The 16,666-nt window shown below is 65.7% G+C and carries 15 protein-coding genes; 4 read left to right on the forward strand and 11 right to left on the reverse strand.

From position 1 onward, the window contains the following. Window positions 1-546 precede the first annotated feature (546 nt). Together LF63_RS16380 and LF63_RS10850 are read right to left on the reverse strand one after the other, a co-directional pair. Window positions 547-1,710 carry an OmpA family protein gene (locus LF63_RS16380; RefSeq protein WP_043101711.1) on the reverse strand — a complete coding sequence of 388 codons (1,164 nt, stop codon included), beginning with the start codon at window positions 1,708-1,710 and terminating at the stop codon, window positions 547-549. Window positions 1,711-1,910: 200 nt separating this feature from the next. Next, window positions 1,911-3,362 carry a bifunctional 2-methylcitrate dehydratase/aconitate hydratase gene (locus LF63_RS10850; RefSeq protein WP_043101713.1) on the reverse strand — a complete coding sequence of 484 codons (1,452 nt, stop codon included), beginning with the start codon at window positions 3,360-3,362 and terminating at the stop codon, window positions 1,911-1,913. Between the two features lie 271 nt (window positions 3,363-3,633). Between LF63_RS10850 and LF63_RS10855 the strand changes: the two genes are divergently transcribed. Continuing rightward, a complete protein-coding gene (locus LF63_RS10855) occupies window positions 3,634-4,317 on the forward strand; it encodes a TerC family protein (protein ID WP_043101716.1) in 684 nt (227 codons plus the stop codon). Between the two features lie 70 nt (window positions 4,318-4,387). Further along, complete coding sequence (locus LF63_RS10860) at window positions 4,388-6,409, forward strand: NADPH-dependent 2,4-dienoyl-CoA reductase (protein WP_184655011.1); 2,022 nt, start codon at window positions 4,388-4,390, stop codon at window positions 6,407-6,409. A 7-nt stretch (window positions 6,410-6,416) separates the two neighbouring features. Here LF63_RS10860 and LF63_RS10865 read toward each other — a convergent pair whose 3' ends face one another. Then, window positions 6,417-7,247 carry a porin family protein gene (locus LF63_RS10865; RefSeq protein ID WP_235205309.1) on the reverse strand — a complete coding sequence of 277 codons (831 nt, stop codon included), beginning with the start codon at window positions 7,245-7,247 and terminating at the stop codon, window positions 6,417-6,419. Window positions 7,248-7,470: 223 nt separating this feature from the next. Here LF63_RS10865 and LF63_RS10870 point away from each other — a divergent pair, with 223 nt between their 5' ends. Further along, window positions 7,471-8,082, forward strand: coding sequence for a glutathione S-transferase family protein (locus LF63_RS10870; RefSeq protein WP_043101718.1), 612 nt, complete (start codon window positions 7,471-7,473; stop codon window positions 8,080-8,082). 43 nt (window positions 8,083-8,125) lie between these two features. Here LF63_RS10870 and LF63_RS10875 read toward each other — a convergent pair whose 3' ends face one another. The 8 genes from LF63_RS10875 to LF63_RS10910 all read right to left on the reverse strand — a co-directional run bounded on the left by LF63_RS10875 (window position 8,126) and on the right by LF63_RS10910 (window position 16,177). Continuing rightward, entirely contained in the window at window positions 8,126-8,626 is a 501-nt protein-coding gene (locus LF63_RS10875) for a potassium channel family protein (RefSeq protein ID WP_081945189.1), read from the reverse strand. A 69-nt stretch (window positions 8,627-8,695) separates the two neighbouring features. Next, a complete protein-coding gene (prpC, locus tag LF63_RS10880) occupies window positions 8,696-9,850 on the reverse strand; it encodes a bifunctional 2-methylcitrate synthase/citrate synthase (protein WP_043101720.1) in 1,155 nt (384 codons plus the stop codon). A gap of 68 nt (window positions 9,851-9,918) precedes the next feature. After that, window positions 9,919-10,806: a methylisocitrate lyase gene (gene prpB, locus LF63_RS10885; RefSeq protein WP_043101723.1), complete on the reverse strand. Its 888-nt coding sequence runs from the start codon at window positions 10,804-10,806 to the stop codon at window positions 9,919-9,921. A gap of 114 nt (window positions 10,807-10,920) precedes the next feature. Beyond that, window positions 10,921-11,466 carry a peroxiredoxin gene (locus tag LF63_RS10890; protein ID WP_043101725.1) on the reverse strand — a complete coding sequence of 182 codons (546 nt, stop codon included), beginning with the start codon at window positions 11,464-11,466 and terminating at the stop codon, window positions 10,921-10,923. A 172-nt stretch (window positions 11,467-11,638) separates the two neighbouring features. Beyond that, the gene (locus LF63_RS10895) at window positions 11,639-12,181 is read right to left on the reverse strand and encodes a peroxiredoxin (protein ID WP_043103725.1); all 543 of its coding nucleotides are present in this window, start codon (window positions 12,179-12,181) and stop codon (window positions 11,639-11,641) included. Between the two features lie 209 nt (window positions 12,182-12,390). Further along, a complete protein-coding gene (locus LF63_RS10900; protein WP_043101727.1) occupies window positions 12,391-13,374 on the reverse strand; it encodes a malate dehydrogenase in 984 nt (327 codons plus the stop codon). A 70-nt stretch (window positions 13,375-13,444) separates the two neighbouring features. Further along, on the reverse strand, window positions 13,445-14,644 hold the full coding sequence (locus LF63_RS10905; RefSeq protein ID WP_043101730.1) for a pyridoxal phosphate-dependent aminotransferase: 1,200 nt from the start codon (window positions 14,642-14,644) through the stop codon (window positions 13,445-13,447). 153 nt (window positions 14,645-14,797) lie between these two features. Further along, a complete protein-coding gene (locus LF63_RS10910; protein ID WP_043101732.1) occupies window positions 14,798-16,177 on the reverse strand; it encodes a sugar porter family MFS transporter in 1,380 nt (459 codons plus the stop codon). A gap of 217 nt (window positions 16,178-16,394) precedes the next feature. On the opposite strand from LF63_RS10910, the gene LF63_RS10915 reads away from it, so the two are divergent. Then, window positions 16,395-16,643 (forward strand): GlsB/YeaQ/YmgE family stress response membrane protein, encoded by a 249-nt coding sequence (locus LF63_RS10915; protein WP_043101734.1) that lies wholly within the window; start codon window positions 16,395-16,397, stop codon window positions 16,641-16,643. The last annotated feature ends 23 nt before the right edge of the window (window positions 16,644-16,666 follow it).

A 16,666-nucleotide genomic window follows, 5' to 3' on the forward strand; every position in this document is an offset into this window, starting at 1 on the left:
GAAAGGCATGGGATGGACCGGGTCCGCGCAGCAAACCGATCATCCGCTTCACCCCACTGTGGAAGCGCCCACCAGGTCGCCGCACCCCGCGAGTGGAACCGCCGCAGCCGGTTTGAACCCTGCGTCAGAAATACTTGCGAATGATCGCTCGGCACACAGACTCCAGTAGCCACTGCTTCCGAGGCCGGTCTCCGCACGCGCGGAAACCTCTGCCCTACGGCAGCCTCACTCGAAGCAATCGGGAAGGTCGCCCCGCCCATGGTTCGCCACCGGATGTCAGAACGATGCGGAACGCATCGGATAGGGTGTCGCTTCGAGCAATGTGCCCTCGCTCACGCTTCAATGCGCCACGGCGATCGCCCTTGCGCAGAACGCTCGGCAGGCGGATGACGTAGCGAACGTAGCATTGCTTGCACGGGTCGAGGCCATGACGCGTTTGCCTTCCATGCCCGGTTCCGAGACATCTGCTGCGCACGCTGCATCGAACCGCGGACAAAGAAAAAGCCCGGCTCGCGCCGGGCTTTTTCGTGTTGCTTGCCGAGAGGCTTACTGCTGGTCTTCGACCTGCAGCTCCGTGCGGCGGTTGCGCGCACGACCTTCGTCGGTGGAGTTGCTGGCGACCGGATTGCTCTCGCCATGACCCACCGGGCCGTCCAGACGGCTGGCGTCCACGCCATTCGCGGTCAGATAGTCATAGACGATCTTCGCACGACGCTCGGACAGCGCCTGGTTGTACTTGTCGCTACCGATCGAGTCGGTGTAACCCGCAACCATCACGTGGACGTTCGGATAGCGCTTCAGCGTATCGACGGCCTGGTTGAGGATGTCCATCGAGTCGGACGTCGGCTTCTGCAGGGTCGGACCGATGTCGGTCTCGCCCTTGTGCGGACGGTCGAACTTGAAGTTCACGCCGCGCAGGTCAATGACGACCTTCGTGGGGCAGCCGTCCGGACCGACGATGGTGCCGGCCGCGGTGTTCGGGCACTTGTCGTCGCAGTTGTTGACACCGTCGTTGTCGCTGTCCAGCTGATCGCAGGTCGGCTGCGGCGGCGGCGGCGGAGCCACCGGCGGCGGCGGCGGCGCGGCTACTTCACCGAAACGATGCACCAGGCTCAGGCCCAGGAAGTAATCGCCATAGCCACCGTTGGTGACCTGCGAATTGCTGTCCCAATCGTACCGATAGCCCGCCTCGACGCGGAAGTCGTTGTTCTTGGTGATGGTCTTGGACAGGCCCACACCGATCTCGGCGGCAGGCGCCCAGCCGCTGTCCAGCATGCTGGTGTGATGGCTGCCCATCGCGCCCAGCAAGGCATACGGACGCCAGGAATCCCAGCTACCGGCATAGAAGCGCGCAGCCATGCCGATCGTCAAATTCTTCCAATGGGAACTGGAATAGTCGATCTTGCGGCTGGTGAAGTCCGCGAAACCATCAATCGACACGTTCGGGTTCACGAACTTGCCGAAGCCCAGACCGTAGTAGATTTGTCGGCTGTTGGTGTTGCGGTCGGTGTCGTTGTAGTAGCCACCGATCGTCGGCGCCACGTACCAACGACCGTCAAAGTTGTCCTTGCTGGCGCTGGCATCGCTGCTCATACTCGAACTGCTCATGGCCTGACCGTTGTCACTGGAGGTCATCGCGTCCTGGGCATGCGCGGCACTGACGCTTCCAAGCGTCAACGCGACAAGCACGTACAAAGCCTTGTGTTTCATGTGGAATCTCCTCTTCACTTCGTTGCTTTTCGCATCCGCTCCCGCCCGCAGTGGCATTGCGCCTGCCACAACTGAGCCTCGGGAATCCGTTACTTGCGTCCCGCATTCGCTATTTCGTGCGGTTGACGCCATTTTATCAAAAAAACAACATTCTCCGCGCCGCTCGAGAATGCTGTTCATAAACCAGTCAGAGCAGTAATTCAGGCCGTGAACAGCCCCAGGAACTGGTGGATCGGCATCGCGTCCAGCTTCGCCGGGTCCGCGGTCGCCGCCAGGATGTTCTCGACCTGACGCGCCGGGAGGTGACCGCGCAACGCCTGCTCGAACTTGTTCAGCAACACAGGGATGCCTTCGTCGCGACGGCGACGGTGACCGATCGGGTAGTCGATGGAGATCTTGTCGGTGCTGGAGCCGTCCTTGAAGAACACCTGCACCGCGTTGCCGATGTAGCGCTTGTCCGGATCGAAGTAATCCTTGGTGAACTGCGGGTTCTCCTTCACTTCCATCTTGTCGCGCAGCGCGTCGATGCGCGGATCGGCGGCGATGTCGTCGTTGTAGTCGGCGGCGGTCAGGCGGCCGAAGATCAGCGGCACGGCCACCATGTACTGGATGCAGTGATCGCGGTCGGCGTAGTTGGCCAGCGGGCCGGTCTTGTCGATGATGCGGCAGCCGGCTTCCTGGGTCTCGATGACGATCTTCTCGATCTGGTCGATCTTGCCGGCGACCTCGCCGTGCAGCTGCATCGCGCACTCGACCGCGGTCTGCGCGTGGAACTCGGCCGGGAAGCTGATCTTGAACAGCACGTTCTCCATCACGTAGCTGCCGAACGGACGCTCGAACTCGAACGGTTTGCCGCCGAAGGCGACGTCGTAGAAGCCCCAGGTCTTGGCAGTCAGCGCCGACGGGTAGCCGACCACGCCCTTGTGCGCGGCGTTCAGCGCGTGGGTCACGGCGCGGCGGCAGGCGTCGCCCGCGGCCCAGCTCTTGCGCGGTCCGGTGTTCGGCGCATGGCGGTAGGTACGCAGCGCGCCGTTGTCGATCCAGCTGTGCGACACGGCGGTGGTGATGGCGTCCTTGTCGCCGCCGAGCATCTTGGTGGCGACGGCGGTGGAGGCCAAGCGCACCAGGATCACGTGATCCTGGCCGACGCGGTTGAAGCTGTTCTTCAGCGCGTAGCAGCCCTGGATCTCGTGCGCCTTGATGGCATAACCCAGCACGTCGCGCACGGTCAGCGGTTCGCCGCCTTCGCGCTCGGCCTTGCGGCTGAGGTAGTCGGCGACCGACAGGATCGCGCCCAGGTTGTCCGACGGATGGCCCCACTCGGCGGCCAGCCAGGTGTCGTTGAAGTCGAGCCAGCGGATCTGCGTGCCGATGGCGAAGGCGCCCTGCACCGGATCCAGTTCGTGGCTGGTGCCCGGCACGCGCGTGCCGCCCGGCAGGTTCGCGCCCGGCACGATGGGGCCGAGGTGCTTGACGCACTCGGGGAACTTCATCGCCAGCATGGCGCAGCCCAACGAGTCCAGCAGCATGTAGCGCGCGGTGTCGTAGGCCTCGGTCGAATCGATGGTGTAGTCGGCCACGTAGTCGGCAATGTCGACCATCGGCTGATCGGGATCGGGACGCTGGGCGGAACGGATGTCGGGGGCGCTCATGACGGACCTCGCTGAAGGGAATCAAACGCCCATTGTACCCTGCCCGGACCGCGATCCGCCGGCCGCGCCGCTTGACGCCGACGTCCCGCGCTGCGGACAATCGTTGCATCAAAGGGGAGTAGCTCCCAAGCGCGACGATCGTCATCACGGGCAAACCTGCCCCGGTCGTCGCGGCGGTCCACGGACCGCGAGCAAGACTTTTGTGGCCGTCGGCGAAGCTTCGCGCGTGTTTGCCGGCGTCTGCACGAGTCCCACGCGCAATGGAGCCTGCATGGATTTTCTGACCCCCGACCTGATCTCCGGCCTGATCGCCATCATCCTCATCGACCTGGTGCTGGCCGGCGACAACGCCATCGTCATTGCCCTGGCCGCACGCAATCTGCCGCCGCACCTGCAGAAGAAGGCGATCCTGTGGGGCACGGCCGGCGCCATCGGCGTGCGCATCGCGATGACCGCCATCGTGGTCTATCTGCTGAAAGTGCCGGGCCTGATGCTGGCCGGTGGTCTGGTGCTGCTGCCGATCGCCTGGAAACTGCTGCGCCAGGGCGACAACGACGACCCGCACGTCAAGGTCGCCGACAACTTCCTCGCCGCCATGCGTACCATCATCGTCGCCGACGCGCTGATGGGGTTGGACAACGTGCTGGCCATCGCCGGCGCCTCCAAGGGGCACCTCGGCCTGGTCGTCGTCGGCCTGCTGATCAGCGTGCCGCTGGTGGTGTGGGGGTCGACCCTGATCCTGCGGCTGATCAAGCGCTTCCCGGTGATCGTCTACGTCGGCGCCGCCGCCATCGCCTGGACCGCGGCGCGCATGATCACCCACGAGCAACTGCTGCGCGCCTGGTTCGACGCCCACGACAGCCTGCGCTGGGTGCTGGACATCGTACTGGTCGGCGGCGTGTGCGGCCTCGGCGTCTGGGCCGAGCGCCGCGAGCACCGCGCCAAGGCGGACTAGCCGGGCGCGGGCTGGCCCCGCGCCCGCATCGCGGCCATAATCAAACGATCGTTTGGACCTGGCCGCATCGATGACCGCCACCGCCTACCCTCATCTGCTCCGCCCGCTCGACCTGGGCTTCTGCACCCTGCCCAACCGCGTGCTGATGGGCTCGATGCACGTCGGCCTGGAGGATCGCGCGGCGGACTTCGACAAGCTGGCCGCGTTCTACGCCGAGCGCGCGCGCGGCGGCGTCGGCCTGATCGTCACCGGCGGCATCGCGCCCAGCATCGCCGGCTGGCTGAAACCGTTCGGCGGGCGCATGTCGATGCCCTGGCACGTCGCGCGGCACCGCAAGATCACCCGCGCCGTGCACGACGAAGGCGGGCGCATCTGCATGCAGATCTTGCACGCCGGACGCTACGGCTATCACCCGCTGTCGGTGGCGCCGTCGAAAGTGAAATCGCCGATCACGCCGTTCACGCCGCGCGCCCTGTCCGCACGCGGCGTCGAGCGCACCATCGGCGACTTCGTGCGCAGCGCGAAGCTGGCCCAGAAGGCCGGCTACGACGGCGTCGAGGTGATGGGCTCGGAAGGCTACCTGATCAACCAGTTCCTGGCCGAACGCACCAACCAGCGCACCGATGCCTGGGGTGGCGACGCCGAGCGACGCATGCGCTTTCCCATCGAGATCGTGCGCCGCATCCGCGAGGCCGTCGGTTCCGATTTCATCCTGATCTACCGCCTGTCGATGCTGGACCTGGTCGAGGGCGGTCAGTCCTGGAACGACATCGTGCGCCTGGCGAAGGCCATCGAGGCGGCCGGCGCGACGCTCATCAACACCGGCATCGGCTGGCACGAGGCGCGCGTGCCGACCATCGTCACCAGCGTGCCGCGCGGTGCGTTCAGCTGGGTCACGGCGCGCATGAAGCAGGAACTGACGCTGCCGCTGATCACCACCAACCGCATCAACATGCCGGACGTGGCCGAACGCATCCTCGCCGCGAGCGAGGCCGACATGGTCTCGATGGCGCGTCCGCTGCTGGCCGACCCGACCTGGGTGGCGAAGGCGCGCGAGGCGCGCAGCGACGCCATCAACACCTGCATCGCCTGCAACCAGGCCTGCCTGGATCACGTGTTCGAGAACAAGCGCGCCTCCTGTCTGGTCAATCCGCGCGCCTGCCACGAGACCGAACTGCAGATCGAGCCCGCCGCGACGCCGCGCCACTACGCCGTGGTCGGCGCCGGTCCGGCCGGACTCGCCTGCGCCGCGACGCTGGCCGAGCGCGGCCACGCCGTCACGCTGTTCGATCGCGCCGACGCCATCGGCGGCCAGTTCAACATGGCCAAGCGCATTCCCGGCAAGGAAGAATTCCGCGAGACGCTGCGCTACTTCGACCAGCGTCTGGATGCCGCGAAGGTCACCCGGCGTCTCGGCCGCGAGGCCGGCATCGACGCTCTGCGCGACTTCGACGCCGTGGTCGTCGCCACCGGCGTCACGCCGCGCGCGCTGGCGCTGCCCGGTGCGGATCATCCGAAGGTGCTCGGCTACATCGACGTGCTGCGCAACGATGCGAAGGTCGGTCCGCGCGTGGCGATCATCGGCGCCGGCGGCATCGGCTTCGACGTCGCCGAATTCCTCACCCAGGACGTGCCCTCGCCCACCACCGACGTGCATCGCTGGAACGCCGAATGGGGCGTGGACGAACAGATGCGCACGCCCGGCAGCCTGATGCCGCGCACGCCGGAAGCGCCGCTGCGCGAAGTCTGGCTGCTGCAGCGCAGCGAAGGCCGACCGGGCAAACGCCTGAACAAGACCACCGGCTGGGTGCACCGCGCGACGCTGAAGGAAAAAGGCGTGCACATGCTCGGCGGCGTGAGCTACCAGCGCATCGACGACGCCGGTCTGCACGTGCGCGTCGATGGCGAGGATCGCGTGCTGGCCGTCGATCACGTCGTGGTGTGCGCGGGCCAGGAGCCGAACCGCACGCTGGCCGACGCCCTCGTCGCCGCCGGCATCGCCACCCACGTCATCGGTGGCGCGGACGTCGCCGCCGAACTCGACGCCAAGCGCGCCATCGACCAGGGTACGCGTCTCGCGGCAAGGCTCTGAAGCGCGTTCAGAAGCGGAAAGTCGCGAATACCGACGGGCCGTCGAGCTTCAGATCGAGGCTGTCGTTGTAGGCGTCGTGCCGCTGATGCAGCCGGATGCGGTTGATGTCGTATTCGGCGCTGATCCCGAAGTGCTTGGTGGCAAACCACTGCACGCCGAGCGCGGCGTTATAGATGTGACCGTAGAGATTTCCGCCATTCTTCTTCACGCCCGAGGCGTTGAGATACATGCGCCAACGGTCGTTGAAGGCATGCCGCCAGCCCAGCTGCAACAGCGGCGCCCAGGCGCTTTCGTCGGTCGACGACTCGGCCTGCGCCGTCTGTCCGTTGACCGAGGCCTGCCCGCGAATCGAGGCATCCACGCGGTAATAGCCCGCGCCCAGGCCGATGCCGAAGACATCGTTGCCGTGACCGATCCACCAGCGGTAGGCCGCACTGCCAAAATCGAAACCGAGCTTGCCGCGCACGCTGGCCTGCGCCTCGTAGGTGTTGCCCTCATAGGTGATGCTGTCGCTCAGCGTCTTGCTGCGTTCGCGCCGGTAGCGGTAGTAGTCGAACGAGAATCCCTGACTGTCGCCGATCAACACGTCCGCGCGCAGACGGGGCGACCAGGCACGCTTGCTGAAGCCGAGGTCGTCCTCGAGGTTGACGTCACCGTAGGCACTGCCGTCGCGGTTGCTGGCGCGCAGCGTGGTGTCGCTGCCAGAGTCGTACGCACCGATCCAGATGCTGGCTCGATCGAGCGCGGGCGAATGCTGGGCCGCGACCGTGCCGCTGACAAGCAAACCTGCAACGAGCAGCAGACAGGAACCATGAAAGATATGAGGTTGGCGGTGCATGTGACACGTCCTTTCTTGCTTCGGAAAGCGCGGACGCCCGCCCGATGCGCACACGGCATCCGCCATATCGATCCTAGCGAAAAGCCGTGCGGTCACGACGCATGCAGTGCCGCCGTCATCAGAAGGGATTCATCCGCCCGACCGCGCGCTGAACGCGCATGTCCGGCCATGGGCGGATTGGCGCTATGTTTATGGGATCAGGACTTCCCTGCCCGAGTCGCTCATGAAGCTGTATTACCTCCCCGGCGCCTGCTCCCTCGCCAGTCACATCGTCCTCGAATGGATCGGCCGACCCTACCTGGCGCAGAAGATGGGCCGCGACGATCTCAAGTCCGACGCCTACCTCGCCCTCAATCCCGCGGGCGCCGTGCCCGTGCTGGAAGTCGACGGTTGGGCGCTGACGCAGAACGCCGCGATTCTGAATTACCTCACCGACGCTTTCCCCGAAGTCGGACTCGGCGGCGACGGCACGCCGCGCGCACGGGCCGAGATCAATCGCTGGCTGGGGTTTCTCAATGCCGATGTGCACCCGGCGTTCAAACCGCTGTTCGGAAGCACGCGCTATCTGGAAGACGACGCCGTCGTCGAGCGCACGCAGACGCACGCGCGCGCCACGCTGCGCCGGCTCTTCGAGCGCGCGGATGCACAACTGTCGACGCACGAATGGCTGGCTGGTCCGCGTTCCGTCGTCGATCCCTATCTGTTCGCGATCACGCGTTGGACCCACGCCAAGGAAGTCGATCTGGACGGCCTGCGGCATCTGCGAGCCTGGTTCGAGCGCATGGGCGAGGACGCCAGCGTGCGTCGCGCACTGGAGCAGGAAGGACTGACCTGACGCTGCGCATGCGACCGCTCGCCACGCATGCGACGGCGAGCGGCTAGGCGCGCTTCCAGTAGCGTTCCATCACCAGGTAGGTGAACGAGGCCGACCAGGTGATCAGCACGAAGCCGGTCAATGCCTCGGTGCCGACCAGGAAGCGGATCGGCCCGGTGGGAATGACGTCGCCGAAGCCGACCGTCGAGTAGGTGACCGCGGAAAAGTACACGTGATCGAAGATCGATTCCGGCGGAATGCCGTGAATCTGGCCGAAGCGGGGATCGATCAGCAGCAGCGCGAACAACGCCAGACCGAACACCCAGATCTCCAGCACGTGCAGCAGCAGCACGCCGAAGATGCCGCGCAGCACGCCACGGCGTGCATGCGCATGCAGGCGCGAGAGGCTGCGCGAAAGCAACGTCAGCCCCTCGTAGTGCAGCAGCACGCAGAGCGCGACCACCACTGCCGTGGCGCCGGCGACGGCAAAGTTCACGCCCCAGTGGGCATAGGTATCGCTGTGCGGCACCGTGCGCAGGATCGGTGCGATCGCCGACGTGATCATACGGTGCCCTGCATCGTGCGTCTCCGTGGCCGGACGGCGGCCCGCACCTCGCGGGCCGCCTGCGCGGGTTCAGCGCTTCTCGATCGGAGTGTACGCCCGATCCTCCGGACCGACGTAGTTGGCGCTGGGACGGATGATCTTCTTGTCCTCGCGCTGTTCCATCACGTGCGCGCTCCAGCCGGTGGTGCGGGCGATCACGAACAGCGGCGTGAACATGGCCGTGGGCACGCCCATCATGTGATACGCCGAGGCGCTGTACCAGTCGAGATTCGGGAACATCTTCTTCAGTTCCATCATCACGTTCTCGATGCGCTCGGAGATTTCGAACAGACGCATGTTGCCGCCTTCCTGGCACAGCTTGCGGCTGATCTCCTTGATGATCGGATTGCGCGGATCGCCGATGGTGTACACCGGGTGACCGAAGCCGATCACGATTTCCTTGTTGGCCACGCGCTCGCGGATGTCGGCCTCGGCCTGATCGGCGTCGCGGTAGCGGGCGATGATCTCCATCGCCACTTCATTGGCACCGCCATGCTTGGGACCGCGCAGCGCGCCGATGGCACCGGTGATCGACGAGTAGATATCCGAACCGGTGCCGGCGATCACGCGCGCCGTGAAAGTCGAGGCGTTGAACTCGTGCTCGGCGTACAGGATCAGCGACTTGTCCAGCGCGTTGACGTGCGACTCGCTGGGCGGCTCGCCGTGCAGCAGATGCAGGAAGTGGCCGGCGATGGTGTCGTCGTCGGTCTCGGTCTCGATCGGCTTGCCGTTCTGGCGGAAGTGATACCAGTACAGCAGCATCGAACCGAAACTGGCGATCAGACGGTCGGCGATGTCGCGCGCGCCGCTGATGCTGTGGTCGTCCTTCTCCGGCAGTACCGTGCCCAGCGCCGAGCAGCCGGTGCGCAGCACGTCCATCGGATGGGTCGCGGCCGGCAGGCGCTCGAGCACGCCCTTGACCTGCTGCGGCAGGCCGCGCATGCGCTTGAGCTTGGCGCGGTAGGCGTTGAGCTCGGACCAGGTCGGCAGATGACCGTGGATCAGCAGGTGCGCGACTTCCTCGAAGGTGGACTTGGTCGCCAGGTCCTTGATGTCGTAGCCGCGGTAATGCAGGTCGTTGCCGCTGCGGCCGACCGTGCACACGGCGGTGTTGCCGGCGGTGACGCCGGACAGCGCCACGGATTTCTTGGCCTTGGGCAGGGTCTGCTGGGTGTTCTCGCTCATGCTGGGAACCTCGTGTTTTCCGTGAGTCGTGGAGGACGCCCGCGCGCGGCCGGCGTCCGTCGCGTGATTCAGTCGTTGCCTTCGGCGAACAGCGCGTCGAGCTTGTTCTCGTACTCGTGATAGCCGAGGAAATCGTACAGCTCCTCGCGCGTCTGCATGGTCGGCACCGCGGCCTTCTGCGTGCCGTCGCGGCGGATCGTCTCGTAGACGTTCAGCGCAGCCTTGTTCATGGCGCGGTAGGCGCCGCAGCAGTACAGCGCGATATCGACGTTGGCGTCGCGCAGTTCGTCGACGGTGAAGAACGGCGTGGAACCGAACTCGGTCAGGTTGGCCAGGATCGGCACCTTCACCGCCGCCTTGAACTTGCGGTAGTCGTCCAGCGTCTTCATGGCCTCGGGGAAGATCATGTCGGCGCCGGCCTCGACGTAGGCCACGGCGCGCTCGATGGCGGCGTCGATGCCCTCGTTGGCAGCGGCGTCGGTGCGCGCCATGATGACGAAAGCGGGATCGGTACGGCCGTCGACGGCCGCCTTCACGCGGTCGACCATTTCCGCCGTCGGCACCACTTCCTTGCCGGGACGATGACCGCAGCGCTTCTGCCCGACCTGATCCTCCATGTGCACGGCAGCCACGCCGACGCGCTCGAAGGAACGGATTGTGCGAGCGATGTTGAAGGCGCCACCCCAGCCGGTATCGATATCGACCAGCAGCGGCAGCTGCGTGGCCTCGACGATGCGACGGGCGTCGGTCAGCACGTCTTCCATCGTGCTGATGCCCAGGTCCGGCATGCCCAGCGAGTTGGCGGCCACACCGCCACCGGACAGGTACAGCGCCTTGTAGCCAACGCGCTTGGCCATCAGGCCGGCGTAGGCGGTGATCGCGCCGACGACCTGCAGCGGATTTTCGGCATTCAGGGCCGCGCGGAAACGCGCGCCGGCCGAAGCATCAGAACTCATGCGTGGACTCCATCAGGGGCGATTGCAGCCCCCTATTGTAGTCCAGGCGGCGCGGACGGACACGAACCGCCCGCGCAACGGCTCAGGTGCAAGCCGGACGACGCTGCCCCGATCTCATTGCGGATGCGCGCTGCGCCAGGCCTGCAGCGCCTTCAGCGTGTTGGCGACGTGGTGATCCGGGTTGAGGTCGGTGTACTCGTAGATCACCGTGCCGTCCGGGGCGATCACGTAGGACACGCGGCGCGCGTACTTGTGCACGATCGGCATCACCGCGTCATAGGAACGCGTGATGCTGCCGTCCGTATCGGCGGCCACCGGGAACTTGCTGCGGCACTCGCTGACCGAGAATTTCTTCAGCGTGCCGATGTCGTCGCGCGACACGCCGATCACCGTCGCACCCAGCGCCTGATACTGGGGCGTGGCCTCGGCGAAGTCGTGCGCCTCGATGGTGCAGCCCTTGGTGAACGCCGCCGGATAGAAATAGACCACCACCGGACCCTTCTTCAGCGCGTCGGCCAGCACGTAGGTGTAGACCGAGCCGCCCAGCGACGCCTGCGCGGTGAACATCGGCGCCTTGCCGCCGACCGGCAGCGCAGCGGACGCCGTGCCCACAAAACCGGCCAGAACGACGGCCACGAACAACGAAATTCCGTGTTTCATGCGTTGGATCTCCTCGATGCGATGAAGCGCTCGCCGGACACGGCGACCTATTGCATATACGCGCCCGCCGCCGAAAACGATGCATGCCCGCCCTGTTGCCCTGCCCGCCCAACGAAACGGGGCGACCGAAGCCGCCCCGTCGAGTCGCGAAACGTGCGCCGCACGCCGGCGATCACATCGCGTGCTTCTTGCGCCAGTCACGGATGGCTTCCAGCGTGTTGGCGACGTGCTTGTCCGGATTCATGGCGGTGTAGCTGTAGATCACCGTACCGTCCGGCGCGATCACGTAGGAGGTGCGGTTGGCGTATTCGGCGTGACTCGGCAGCACCGAGTCGTAGTCCTTCATGATGGCGCCGTCGTCATCGGAGGCCACCGGGAACTTGCTGCGGCACTCGCTGACCGAAAACTTCTGCAGCTTGGCGATCGGGTCGTGCGACACGCCGATCACGCTGGCGCCCAGCGCCTTGTACTTCGGCATGGCCTCGGCGAAGTCGTGCGCCTCGATGGTGCAGCCGGGCGTGAAGGCCGCCGGGTAGAAGTAGACCACCACCGGGCCCTTCTTCAGCGCCTTGGCCAGCGAGTAGCTGTACACCTTGCCGCCGAGCGAAGCCTTGGCGGTGAACAGCGGCGCCTTGGCGCCGTCGGGTAGCGCGGCCAGCGCGGGCAAGGCGACCAGCGCCAGCGAGGCGGCCATGCACATCATCATGCGTTTCATGATCGTTGCTTCTCCGTGAAGTCGTGCCGCGGCGCGCGCGGCGTGGGTCTGTGGGAACGTGTCCAGCATGGGCGTTTTCCTGCAGGCGGGCAATGGCGTGGACATCATTGGATGATGACCGGCATGCAGGCGAAAATCTTTCACGTAGGCTGCAGATACAGAGAAGGCGGCACAGGGCCGCCTTCTCCCATACCGCATCTCGCTCGCGCTTACTTGGCGAACAGACCCTCGACGGCGCTGCGCTCTTCGCGCAGTTCCTGCTCGGTGGCGTCCATGCGGGCACGCGAGAAGTCGTTGATCTCCAGACCCTGCACGATGGCGTACTTGCCGTCCTTGCAGGTCACCGGGTAGCCGTAGATCACGCCCGGCTCGATGCCGTAGGAGCCGTCCGACGGGATGCCCATCGAGACCCAGTTGCCCTCGTCGGTGCCCAGCGCCCACGAACGCATGTGGTCGATGGCGGCCGAGGCGGCCGAGGCGGCCGACGACGCGCCGCGCGCCTTGATGATCGCCGCGCCGCGCTGCTGCACGGTCGGAATGAAGTCGCTCTCGTACCAGGCCTGATCGACCAGATCGGTGGCAGCCGTGCCGTCGACGGTGGCGTGATGGATGTCCGGGTACTGCGTGGAGCTGTGGTTGCCCCAGATGATCATCTTCTTGATGTCGGTGTTGTGCTTGCCGGTCTTCTCGGCCAGCTGGCTCATGGCGCGGTTGTGGTCCAGGCGCACCATCGCGGTGAAGCACTTCGGATCCAGGTCCGGCGCGCTCTGCTGCGCGATCAGCGCGTTGGTGTTGGCCGGGTTGCCGACCACCAGCACCTTGACGTCGCGCTTGGCGTGGTCGTTCAGCGCCTTGCCCTGCGGCCCGAAGATCTTACCGTTGGCTTCCAGCAGGTCCTTGCGCTCCATGCCGGCGCCGCGCGGACGCGCGCCGACCAGCAACGCGTAGTCGACGTCCTTGAAGGCGACGTTGGCGTCGTCGGTGGCGACGACGTCGGCCAGCAACGGGAACGCGCAGTCGTTCAGTTCCATCACCACGCCCTTGAGCGCATCCAGGGCCGGGGTGATCTCGAGCAGGTGCAGGATGACCGGCTGGTCCTTGCCCAGCATGTCGCCGGCGGCGATGCGGAACAGCAGCGCGTAGCCGATCTGGCCGGCGGCGCCGGTGACGGCAACTCGAACGGGTGCTTTCATGTCGGTACTCCGTTGAACAGGGAAATGCGAGAGTCGGTCGCGGAACCGAGCCGTTCCGCGACCGTGAAAATCAGGACAGCTCGGCGAAGAACTCGCGGATGCGCTGCATGCCCGGCTCCAGCTGCTCGGCCGGACAGGTGTAGGAGATACGCAGACCGCGCGGCTCGCCGAAGGCCGAGCCCGGTACGCAGGCCACGCCCTTGGCTTCCAGCAGCGCGGTGCAGACGTCGACGTCGTTCTCCAGACGCTTGCCGTTGTGGCTCTTGCCGAACGCGCAGGAGATGTCCGGGAAGGCGTAGAACGCGCCCTGCGGACGCGGGCACTCGACGCCCTCGATGCTGTTGAGCGCATCGACCACCAGATCGCGGCGCTGGGCGAACTCGGCGCACTTCTCGGTCGGCACGTCCTGCGGACCGGACAGCGCGGCCGCCGCGGCCACCGAGGCGACCTCGGGGATGTTGGTGATGTGGTTGGAGTTCAAGGTCACCACGGCCTTGGCCACGTCCTTCGGACCGGCCATCATGCCGATGCGCCAGCCGGGCATGCCGTAGGTCTTGGACATCGAGTCGACGAAGATCACGCGCTCGCGCAGTTCCGGACGGACATGCACGAAGTTGTGGTAGCCGACGCCGTCGAACACCATGCGGTTGTAGATGTCGTCGGTGATGATCCAGGTGTCCGGATGCTTGACCAGCACCTCGGCCAGCGCGGCGATCTCGTCCTTGGTGTAGACCATGCCCGTCGGGTTGGACGGGTTGTTGAACAGGAAGATCTTCGGCTTGCTGGCCAGCGCCTCGTCGAGCTGCGCCGGGGTCAGCTTGTAGTGCTGCTCCGGCGGGCACGGCAGCAGCTTCACCTTGGCACCGAGGATCTCGGCGATGTCCAGGTAGCTGGTCCAGTACGGCGTCGGGAAGGCGATCTCGTCGCCGTCGTCCAGCAGCGCCTCGGCCAGGTTGTAGAGGATGTGCTTGGCGCCGACCGCCACCGCGCAGTTCTCGGCGGTGTAGCCGTCCATGCCGCTGCCCTTCATGTGCTCCAGAAAGGCGTCCAGCAGCGGCTTGCTGCCGCGGTTGGAGCCGTACTGGCCCGAGTCCTTGTCCAGCCAGTCGCGCACGGCCTGATACACGTGCGGGCCGGGCAGGAAGTTCGGCACGCCGATCGAGAAACTGATGATGTCGCGGCCTTCGGCCTTGAGCTGACGGGCCTTCTCGGCGATCAGCATGATCGCGCTGGGCTTGGCGCGACTCATGCGCTGGGCAAGCTTGGGCATGGAATCCTCACGCGGGCGGGATGGGGAAAGCGGCAATTTTATCACACGGTCGCCGGCCCCGAACCGCCAGGAGGGCATAAGCGAAGGGCGCCGTTGCTGGCGCCCTTCGGATGTCGCACGCACGCCTCACCGCCCGGCAAGGCGTGCGGACGATCAGCTGCCGATGCGGCGCAGCGGCTTGCCGGCCATCAGGTTGCGCTCGATCTGCTCCAGGCTGACGCCCTTGGTCTCGGGCACGAACCAGATGGTGAACAGAAGGAACAGGATGTTCAGGCCGCCGTACAGCCAGAAGGTCTGTGCCGCGCCGATGCCGTTGAGCAGGCTGAGGAAGGTCAGACCGACGATGGCGTTGGCGACCCAGTTGGTCAGGGTCGACACGCCGATGCCGAAGTCGCGGCCCTTCAGCGGCTGGATCTCCGAGCAGATCGCCCACACCAGCGGACCGGCCGACATGGCGAAACCGACGATGAACACCAGCAGCATGCAGACCGTGAAGATCTGCTCGCCCTGCGTCAGCGTGCCCATGTTCATCATCGTGCCGACCGCGCCCAGCCCGGCGGCCATCACCAGGAACCCGGCGTACAGGATCGGCTTGCGACCGATGCGGTCGACGAAGGCGATGGCGATGAAGGTGGCCAGCACGTTGGTCACGCCGACGATCACGGTGGCCCACATCTGCGCGTTTACGCCGAAACCCACGTGCATGAAGATGCGCGGTGCGTAGTACATGATCACGTTGATGCCGGTCAGCTGCTGCACGACCTGCAACAGGACGCCCAGACCGACCGAGCGGCGGAAATTGCGGTTCTGCAGGAACATGTGCCAGCCGCGCTGCGGAATCTTCAGCTGCTCCTGGATGTCCGTGACCTCGCGGTCGACCGCGGCCTCGTCCGAACGCAGGTGATGCAGCACATCGCGCGCCTCCTCGGAACGACCGCGCATGACCAGCCAGCGCGGACTTTCCGGCAGACGCAGCACGCCGATCAGGAACAACGCGCCCGGAATGGCGATCACGCCCAGCATCCAGCGCCACTCGCCATGCTGGCTAAACCACAGGTTGGACAGGAACGCGCCGAGGATGCCGATGGTGATCATCAGCTGATACATCGAGATCATCGCGCCGCGCGTCTCCTGCGGCGCGACCTCGGCCAGGTACAGGGGCGCGGTGAACGCCGCCACGCCGATCGCGATGCCGAGCAGGAAGCGCGCCACCAGCAGAAACGCGGGCGACCACGCGAACGCGCACAGCACGGAACCGATCACGAACAGCGCCGCGCTGATGATGAGCGTGCGCCGGCGACCCAACGACGAGGAAAGCCAGCCGGCCCCCGCGGCGCCGGTGGCCGCGCCCCACATCATGATGCTGACGATCCACTCGATGTAGTTGTCGCTGATGTGGAATTCGGTCTGGATGAACTGTTCGGCGCCGGAAATCACGCCGATGTCGAGGCCGAACATGAGGCCGGCCAAGGCGGCCAGCAAATAGGTGAACGTGGTCTTGCGGCCTTGCGGCGCCGCGACGGTTGCGTTCATCGAGCAGTCTCCCCGTGGTTTTTATGTAAACGTTTTCCGAGTCTATGCCACACGCGGACCCTCCCGCCAGCGCGCAGCACACATTTTGCCCACGGTAGCCCCATCCATCGCCACCGTGGTCCTGCATACGTATGCAGACCGCCCGTGCATAATGGGGCGTCCGCATCCGTGGACGCACGTATCAGCGTGTCACTGACCCATCGACGGGAGAACGTACATGCATTGGATATGGTTGTTTCTGGTCGGCCTGGTGATCGGCATCGTCGCCAAGCTGCTCATGCCCGGCAAAGATCCGGGCGGGTTCATCATCACCGCCATTCTCGGCATCGCCGGCATGTTCGTGGGCGACTGGCTGGCCGCGAAGCTCGGCATCATGGTCGGCGGCGGACTCAGCGGCTTCATCGCCGGCGTGGTCGGCGCGATCATCCTGCTGTTCCTGTATCGACTGGTGGCGAAGAAGACCTAGCGCGCGTCTTCGCGTGCAACGAA

This window comes from Oleiagrimonas soli (assembly GCF_000761445.1).
Classification (GTDB): Bacteria; Pseudomonadota; Gammaproteobacteria; order Xanthomonadales; family Rhodanobacteraceae; genus Oleiagrimonas; species Oleiagrimonas soli.

What these genes read in the sequence shown, in the direction of transcription:
- LF63_RS16380 (WP_043101711.1), bottom strand. Translation starts at nt 1,710, where the DNA reads ATGAAACACAAGGCTTTGTACGTGCTTGTCGCGTTGACGCTTGGAAGC.
- LF63_RS10850 (WP_043101713.1), bottom strand. Translation starts at nt 3,362, where the DNA reads ATGAGCGCCCCCGACATCCGTTCCGCCCAGCGTCCCGATCCCGATCAG.
- LF63_RS10855 (WP_043101716.1), top strand. Translation starts at nt 3,634, where the DNA reads ATGGATTTTCTGACCCCCGACCTGATCTCCGGCCTGATCGCCATCATC.
- LF63_RS10860 (WP_184655011.1), top strand. Translation starts at nt 4,388, where the DNA reads ATGACCGCCACCGCCTACCCTCATCTGCTCCGCCCGCTCGACCTGGGC.
- LF63_RS10865 (WP_235205309.1), bottom strand. Translation starts at nt 7,247, where the DNA reads ATGCACCGCCAACCTCATATCTTTCATGGTTCCTGTCTGCTGCTCGTT.
- LF63_RS10870 (WP_043101718.1), top strand. Translation starts at nt 7,471, where the DNA reads ATGAAGCTGTATTACCTCCCCGGCGCCTGCTCCCTCGCCAGTCACATC.
- LF63_RS10875 (WP_081945189.1), bottom strand. Translation starts at nt 8,626, where the DNA reads ATGATCACGTCGGCGATCGCACCGATCCTGCGCACGGTGCCGCACAGC.
- prpC (WP_043101720.1), bottom strand. Translation starts at nt 9,850, where the DNA reads ATGAGCGAGAACACCCAGCAGACCCTGCCCAAGGCCAAGAAATCCGTG.
- prpB (WP_043101723.1), bottom strand. Translation starts at nt 10,806, where the DNA reads ATGAGTTCTGATGCTTCGGCCGGCGCGCGTTTCCGCGCGGCCCTGAAT.
- LF63_RS10890 (WP_043101725.1), bottom strand. Translation starts at nt 11,466, where the DNA reads ATGAAACACGGAATTTCGTTGTTCGTGGCCGTCGTTCTGGCCGGTTTT.
- LF63_RS10895 (WP_043103725.1), bottom strand. Translation starts at nt 12,181, where the DNA reads ATGAAACGCATGATGATGTGCATGGCCGCCTCGCTGGCGCTGGTCGCC.
- LF63_RS10900 (WP_043101727.1), bottom strand. Translation starts at nt 13,374, where the DNA reads ATGAAAGCACCCGTTCGAGTTGCCGTCACCGGCGCCGCCGGCCAGATC.
- LF63_RS10905 (WP_043101730.1), bottom strand. Translation starts at nt 14,644, where the DNA reads ATGCCCAAGCTTGCCCAGCGCATGAGTCGCGCCAAGCCCAGCGCGATC.
- LF63_RS10910 (WP_043101732.1), bottom strand. Translation starts at nt 16,177, where the DNA reads ATGAACGCAACCGTCGCGGCGCCGCAAGGCCGCAAGACCACGTTCACC.
- LF63_RS10915 (WP_043101734.1), top strand. Translation starts at nt 16,395, where the DNA reads ATGCATTGGATATGGTTGTTTCTGGTCGGCCTGGTGATCGGCATCGTC.